Consider the following 7,497-nt stretch of genomic DNA (forward strand, 5'->3'; position numbering starts at 1 on the left):
GCGGCCGAGAACATCATCCCGGTGACGCTGGAGCTGGGCGGCAAGTCGCCGAACATCTTCTTCGCCGACGTCATGGATCAGGAGGACGCCTTCTTCGACAAGACCCTCGAAGGCTTCGCCATGTTCGCGCTCAATCAGGGCGAGGTCTGCACCTGCCCCTCGCGGGTGCTGATCCAGGAGTCGATCGCCGATACGTTCCTGGAGCGCGCCATCGAGCGCGTCGGCAAGGTCCGTCAGGGCAATCCGCTGGATACCGACACCATGATCGGCGCCCAGGCCTCGCACGAGCAGCTCGATAAGATCCTCTCCTATCTCGACATCGGCAAGCAGGAAGGGGCGCAGTGCCTGATCGGCGGCGAGCGCAATGTGCTGGAGGGCGATCTGGCCGAGGGCTATTACGTCAAGCCGACCGTCTTCCGCGGTCACAACAAGATGCGCATCTTCCAGGAGGAGATCTTCGGCCCGGTGGTCTCTGTGACCACCTTCAAGGACGAAGCCGAGGCGCTGGAGATCGCCAACGACTCGCTCTACGGTCTGGGCGCCGGCGTCTGGAGCCGTGACGGGCGGCGTGCCATCGTCATGGGTCGCAACATCCAGGCCGGTCGCGTCTGGACCAATTGTTACCACCTCTACCCGGCCCACGCCGCCTTCGGCGGCTACAAGCAATCCGGCATCGGACGCGAGACCCACAAAATGATGCTCGATCACTATCAGCAGACCAAGAACCTGCTGGTCAGCTACAGCCCCAACGCATTGGGCTTCTTCTAGGTCGAACACCCGGACCCCGCTCGCGCCATCCGGGCTACGGTCCGTAGCCCGGATGGCGCGCAGCGAAACCCGAGAGATGCTGCAAAGCCCCATGCGGGCGAAGCGCTCGCTCTATCGCACAAGGATCAAACATCTGCTGTTACGCCGTTTCAAAGGTCAAACGCCGAACGCAACTCGGCACCCCAACCCCACCGCTGGAGCAACCGACATGCCCGAACCGACACCGCGCGTCGTCGCCACCGAGGCGACCCTGGAACTGATCGAACGGCTCAAGGGAATGCACGGCGAACTCATGTTCCACCAGTCCGGCGGCTGCTGCGACGGCAGCGCGCCCATGTGCTGGCCGGCCGGCGAATTCCGCACCGGCGCCAGCGACGTCAAGCTCGGAGAGATCGGCGGCTGTCCCTTCTGGATGAGCGAATCCCAGTTCGAATACTGGCAGCACACCCAGCTCATCATCGACGTGGTTCCCGGCCGGGGCGGCATGTTCTCGCTCGAAGGGCCGGAAGGGGTGCGTTTCCTCACCCGCTCCCGGCTCTTCACCGACGAGGAATGGGCCGGCGTCGCCCCGGTCGAGCACGGCGGCGACGCCTAACCGCTCGGTCGCTGGCTCAGAAGGCGTAGCTCGCCGTTAGACCGACCAGATAGGTCGCGCCCGCGCCCGGTGCGTAATAGCGCCCATTGGCGTCGTTCACGCTCACCGCCGAGATGTAGTCCCGATCCAGCACATTGTCGACGCGCACGAACTCCGAAAGCTCCAGCCCGCCCATCCGCTGGGTGAAGCCACCACGCAGATTCAGCAACCAGTACCCGGCGGCCGTCTCGGTATTGCGGTCGTTCACATAGACCTCGTCCTGGGCATAGACGCTGACCCCACCCTCGAACCCCCAAGGCGCATAGGCATAGGTCAGCTCGCCGAAGAGGCTGAACTCCGGCACGCCCGGAACCTGGTTCCCCGACTCGACGGTCGCCGCATTGAGCGTCGAGCCGTTGGGGCGACAGGGAATGCCGGCGCAACCGACGAAGCTGTCGGTAAAGACGCTGTCGATATAGGTCGCCGCCAGATGTCCGGCGAGGCCGTGATCGAACTCGCTCGCCAGCGTCAGCTCCGCCCCTCGGCGACGCGAGCCCGGTACGTTCTGATAGGTGGAGCGTCCGCCGCGATTGGTGGCGACCGTGATCTCGTTGTCGGTATCGATCTGGAACAGCGCCAGATTCAATCGGGTCCGATCCCCCAGCAGAAACTTGGCGCCCAGCTCGTAATGCCAACTGATCGCCGGCTCCAGATCCAGGTTCAGCCCCGAGCCGCCGTCCGGGCGATAGGCCAGCTCGGTGAAGGTCGGGGTCTCGAAGGTCTTGCCGACGTTGGCGTACAGATTGATGTCGGGGGTCAGACCGAACAGCAGACCGAAGGCCGGCGTCCAGGCGCTGTAGGTCTTGCTGCCGCTGTTGTCCGGGTTATAGCTGCTCTGCGAGATGGCGGCGGTCGAGCCGCTGCAGGTCCCAGCCGAGTTTCCGGGCGCGGTGACCTGCTCGGTGGTGCAGATGAAATGATCGTCCGAATCGAAACGCACCTGGGTGTGGCGCAGTCCGGCCTCCAAACTCCAGCGCGGGGCAAAGGCCCAGCTTCCCTGCACGAACCCGCCCCAGCTGTCGACGCTGTTGTCCTCGTTGCGCTTGAGCGCGCCGCGCGTGCCGTATTCGTTGAGATACCCCTCGCGATCCTCGGCCGAGCGATCGTAATCCCCACCCAGGGTCAGGGTCAGCGGACCCTCGGCCAAGCTGGACTCGTGACTCCACCAGAGGCTCCCGCCGCCGAAATGCCGATCGTAGGTACTCACGCCACCGGCGGAGGTGATGGCGTTCTGACTGGCCAGCGGCACGGCGAGGAACTGCTCGTTGGAACGCGTGCCGGAATAGGCCATCACCCGCAGCTGGTCCGCGTCCGACAAGGGCTGATCGAGGATCACGCCGCCCTGCATGTTGTCCAAGGTGCGGCGCGTCTTGTAGATCAGCGCACCCTCGGACGCCTGGCGCGGATCCTCGCGCACCTGCTCGGCGGTCAACCCGAGCGGATCCCGGCTGTCGGGCAGATTCATGGAATTGGCGATCAGACTGATCGTACCGCCGCTCGGCAGGGCGTACTTCAGCTTGGCATTCACCTGATCCTTGATCGAGGAACTCCAATCGCGATAGCCATCGGTCTCGGAGTGATAGGCATCCAACACCCCGTTGAGATCGCCGAACTGTCCACCGAACTTGCTCCCCGCGATCCAGGTGCCGTCGCTGCCCGTCATCAGACGCATCGACAGGGTCGGATCCACCGGCCCGTCCTCGGTGAACACCTGCACCACACCGCCCGAATGATTGCCGTAGAGCGCCGAAAACCCGCCGCGCATCACCTCGATATCGGCCGCCGACCCCAGATCGAACAGCCCCGGACCGCCCTGCCCATCCGGCGTGCTCGCCGGAATGCCGTCCGCGACCAGCTTGATGCCGCGCGTCCCGAACTGCGAACGACCGCCGAAACCGCGGATCATGATCTGCTCCTCCTGAGCGAAGGTGCCGCGATTGGTCACCAGGGTTCCCGGCACCCGAGCCAAGACCTCCGAAACCAGAACCTGCGCCGTCTGCTCCTGAATGACGTCGGACTCCAAGACATCGATCGAGACCGGCAGATCGAAATTGCGCGCCTCCACCCGCGTCGCCGTCACCACCACCGCATCCAGCTCGGTCACCCCCGCCGAATCTGCCACCGACTGCGCAACGCCAGCGCCCCACAGCACCGCCGCCATCGCTACCAGCCCACCGCTCCGACCAAACAGCTCGTCCATCTGTCCTCCTCGATACGTTTTATTGGCATCCTTCAATGCGCATCGACGACTGCGGCAACCGCAACGTCGAGAGACCATGACACCATTAAGTTCACGACGCCCAAGCAATCTAGTACAAGCAGGAACTATGCCTTATATATTGCAAGGTAATTACAGGGGCCGGAGCGCTCGCCAGATACTATTGGTGAGCTTGCGAACTACCGTTTCAGAGCGGAACAGCTGCCCCTTACCTGACACAGTCAACGCCATGACCACGAGTTAAAACACCCCGGATTCCGCTCGCATCATCCGGGCTACCACGAGACAAAAACGTAGTCTGGGTGAAGTGCAGAGAAACCCAGGAAACAGCGCCAAACTCACCGCCATGCACGCGGATGAAGGCGCTCCCTGCCTTCACGGACGCCTCCATCTTCGCGCCGCCCGATCCTCGGCCAGAGATAGGCACCCGTCGCGCACAAGTACCCTCATGCAGCCATCGGAAGCAGACTCTTCAAGGGACAGACCAAACAGCGCCATCATCCAGCAGCGTGTTAAGCGTGTGTGCAAAGGTTCACGAGAGTGATATTTTCAGCCCTCTACCCAGCCACAGGGCTCCGAGCACAAGGAGTTGCCATACGCCTGGGCAAGACGGCCAAGGACACCAAGAGGCACTGATGGAAGCGAACACCTCATCGGCATTTGGAAAGCTAGGGCGCAACGACGCAGGGACGATCACCGCTTGGCACCCACTCATCGATCATCTGATCGACGTTGCAGCCTGTTTCATGCGGTTGTGTCGCTGCCGCTCGATGCATCGAGCATTGAACCAAACTGCTGGAAGGACGTTGACGGCGACGGATCTGGAACGGCTGGCGGTGTTGGTCTTCCTGCACGATCTCGGGAAGGCCAACAGTGGATTTCAGGCGAAGCGCTGGCTCAAGGGCGCCGTTCCGAAAGGTTGGCCGGCTTATGCCGGGCATGGCCTCGAAGCAACCAAGCTCTTTGGCGAAGACGACTTTCTCCAGACTCTGGTCGCACTGCTACCGATTGATGCGATCTGCACCTGGGGCGAGGCTACCGAACCACTGCTGAAGGCCAGTATCAGTCATCACGGACGTCCAATCATCGAGAATGCGGGCGATTGGAACCGCGCGATCTGGAAGCCTGTCATCGGTACGGATGGGCAATCCCTCTACGACCCGGCCCCTGTGATCGAGCAGATCGGGCGACACGTCACCGACCTGTATCCGGAAGCCTTCGCGCCGGGCGCGCCTTTACCTGATGCGCCAGCCTTCGGTCATCTGTTCGCGGGGTTGGTACAACTGGCCGACTGGCTCGGCTCGGATACAACGTTTTTTCCATTTTCGACGCCCGATGAGGATCGAGCGCAAACCGCTATCGATTGCGCGGAGCGCGCAGTCATGTCGCTGGGCTTGGATACCGACGATTCGCGTGCGGCGCTGAATGCCTGTTCACCGAGTTTTCTACAGACCTTCGGTAATCCACCCTATCCCATCCAGGCGGCAGTGGATGCCACTGACTTGGGGGCACTAGTGATCCTGGAGTCGGAGACGGGCAGCGGCAAGACCGAGGCTGCGCTATGGCGTTTCGTCCATCTCTTCGAGCGTGGCGAGGTCGACAGTCTCTATTTCGCGCTCCCGACCCGTGTTTCCGCCAGCCAGGTGTATGAGCGAATCTGCAACGCTGTTACCGACCTCTGGTCGACCGATCCACCGCTCGTGGTGCGTGCGCTGCCTGGATATGCCGCCGCCGATGGTCGTGAACCGCAAGCGCTGCCAGACTTCAAGGTGCTGTGGCCCGATGAGCCGGCGGACGAGGTGGCACATCGCCGCTGGGCGGCCGAATCGCCCAAGCGCTTTCTCGCCGCACCGATCGCCGTTGGCACCATCGATCAGGCGCTGTTCGCCGCCTTGCAGGTGCGTCATGCCCACCTGCGCCATGCCCTACTGGCGCGCAGCCTGCTGATCGTGGACGAGGTCCACGCCTCCGATCCCTACATGACGGTACTTTTGGAGCAACTTCTCCGAGCGCATTTGGGATGCGGTGGACATGCGCTACTGTTATCCGCCACCCTTGGTTCCAGCGCAAGAGCGCGCTATCTCGCCCTTGGCCACGATTCCAGATTGGCGCCCCCAGCCTTTCAGGCAGCGTGCGATACGCCCTATCCTGCACTTTCCGATCGGCTCGCCATGCGCGCCATCGCATCGACGGCTCGCCCTAAACGGGTGACCTGGTCCCTGCGCGATCTCATCGACGATCCCGAGGCCATAGCCGGACTGGCGATTGATGCCGCGTCGGCTGGCGCCAAGGTGCTTATCGTGCGCAACACTGTCCCTGCGGCGGTCGCCGTCTTCCAAGCGTTAGAGCAACGGGCACCCGATCTGCTGTTCGCTGTGAATGGCGCCAGAACCCTTCACCACAGCCGCTTCAGCCGAGAAGACCGCCCGTTGCTAGACGCCGCGATCCAAGCGCAGCTCGGCAAGGACCGCCCGCCTGGCCCTCGCATCGTCGTTGGCACTCAGACGCTGGAACAGAGTCTGGATCTGGATGCCGATCTGCTCATCACCGATCTCTGCCCGATGGACGTACTCTTGCAGCGGATCGGGCGTCTGCATCGACATCCCCGACCGGAAGAGCAGCGCCCCGAGGCGTACCGATTACCCCAAGCCTGGATTCTGACGCCACCGAATCATGACCTGACCCCACTGCTGCAAACCTCCCGGCATGGCTTGGGGCCGTTTCGCGATGGTGATGGCATCTACCCGGACCTGCGCACCGTCGAGGCCACGCGCCGCCTGATCGTTGAGCGTCCAAGCATCACGATTCCCGAGGACAACCGGGCGTTGGTCGAGGGGGCGACACATCCTGATCGGTTACAGGATATGGAATCGCTGGGCGAGGACTGGAAGCAGCTTGGCCAGAAGATCGAGGGACAGACCGGCGCCAAACGCACCATTGCCCACCTCCACGGTTTGGAGATCGACAAACCCTTCGACCAACAACAGGGTTTCCCAACCGATCTCGACATCGCCACCCGCCTGGGGGTGCGCGACCGTCTCTTGACCTTCGATCCGCCTCCGACCGGACCATTCGGCCAATCGCTGAGGCATCTGCCCGTGCGCCATTTCCTGGTCCCCAAGGGCCTTGATCCAGACGCCCAACCGACGGCGGTGGAGGTCCAAGACGGCGTGATCCTGTTCAGCCTGGAGTCCGCCCGCTTTAGCTATAGCCGTCTTGGGTTGGAGAAGATCGACGGCTAATCCTCAAGGAGTCCGCGATGACGCTGCTTTATTCACTGCTCGACGAACCCCTGATCGGTGCCCGCCTGGCGGCTGATGGCTCACGAATTCACCTCAGTCTGCCGGCGCTCTTCGTCGCCTTGGCCGATGATCAGATTCGCGACTTTCCGGCCTTGAGACCGCATCAACGCCACCCATGGCATGCCTTTCTGGTCCAACTCGCGGCGATGGCGCTACATCAGGCAGGTCAAACCGTACCATTTACCGATGAAGCGGCCTGGAAAGCTGCGCTTTTGGCCCTGACGGCGGATGATCCGGATGGGGCTGCGTGGTGTCTGGTCACGCCATATGAGCGTGTCGCTTTCCTGCAAGCACCTGAACCGACGGGACCTATTGGTGAGCGTAAAGATGACACGTTCGCTGCCGATCGCTTGGACATCCTAGAAACTGCGAAGAACCATGATCTAAAACGAGAGCGTATCGCCCATCCAACTCCGGAGGATTGGATCTTTACTTTAGTGAGTTTGCAGACAGCGGCGCCCTATGGTGGCGGGGCCGGGGGATACGCAAGTGTCGTTCGGATGAACGCATCTCATTACACACAACTTCATAATTCATGAGATTCCCTGGCGAATTTAATCCCGGCAGCCACGTCT

At 62.3% G+C, this 7,497-nt stretch carries 4 protein-coding genes and 1 pseudogene; 4 read left to right on the top strand and 1 reads right to left on the bottom strand.

From position 1 onward, the window contains the following. Positions 1 to 768: pseudogene (gene adh, locus ACFSJC_RS18025) on the top strand (aldehyde dehydrogenase); the annotation flags it as partial. Between the two features lie 208 nt (positions 769 to 976). Beyond that, positions 977 to 1,363, top strand: a complete 387-nt coding sequence (locus ACFSJC_RS18030) for a DUF779 domain-containing protein (RefSeq protein ID WP_386028588.1) — start codon at positions 977 to 979, stop codon at positions 1,361 to 1,363. Positions 1,364 to 1,379: 16 nt separating this feature from the next. On the opposite strand, the gene ACFSJC_RS18035 is transcribed toward ACFSJC_RS18030, so the two are convergent. After that, entirely contained in the window at positions 1,380 to 3,602 is a 2,223-nt protein-coding gene (locus ACFSJC_RS18035) for a TonB-dependent receptor family protein (protein ID WP_386028589.1), read from the bottom strand. Positions 3,603 to 4,255: 653 nt separating this feature from the next. Here ACFSJC_RS18035 and cas3 point away from each other — a divergent pair. Beyond that, positions 4,256 to 6,862, top strand: coding sequence for a CRISPR-associated helicase Cas3' (gene cas3, locus ACFSJC_RS18040; RefSeq protein ID WP_386028590.1), 2,607 nt, complete (start codon positions 4,256 to 4,258; stop codon positions 6,860 to 6,862). A 17-nt stretch (positions 6,863 to 6,879) separates the two neighbouring features. Continuing rightward, positions 6,880 to 7,461, top strand: coding sequence for a hypothetical protein (locus ACFSJC_RS18045; RefSeq protein WP_386028591.1), 582 nt, complete (start codon positions 6,880 to 6,882; stop codon positions 7,459 to 7,461). Positions 7,462 to 7,497: the final 36 nt, after the last annotated feature.

It is taken from the genome of Thiorhodococcus fuscus (genome assembly GCF_042682685.1).
GTDB lineage: Bacteria > Pseudomonadota > Gammaproteobacteria > Chromatiales > Chromatiaceae > Imhoffiella > Imhoffiella fuscus.

Coding starts and splice junctions, on each gene's coding strand:
- ACFSJC_RS18045 (WP_386028591.1), top strand. CDS start 6,880: ATGACGCTGCTTTATTCACTGCTCGACGAACCCCTGATCGGTGCCCGC.
- ACFSJC_RS18035 (WP_386028589.1), bottom strand. CDS start 3,602: ATGGACGAGCTGTTTGGTCGGAGCGGTGGGCTGGTAGCGATGGCGGCG.
- cas3 (WP_386028590.1), top strand. CDS start 4,256: ATGGAAGCGAACACCTCATCGGCATTTGGAAAGCTAGGGCGCAACGAC.
- ACFSJC_RS18030 (WP_386028588.1), top strand. CDS start 977: ATGCCCGAACCGACACCGCGCGTCGTCGCCACCGAGGCGACCCTGGAA.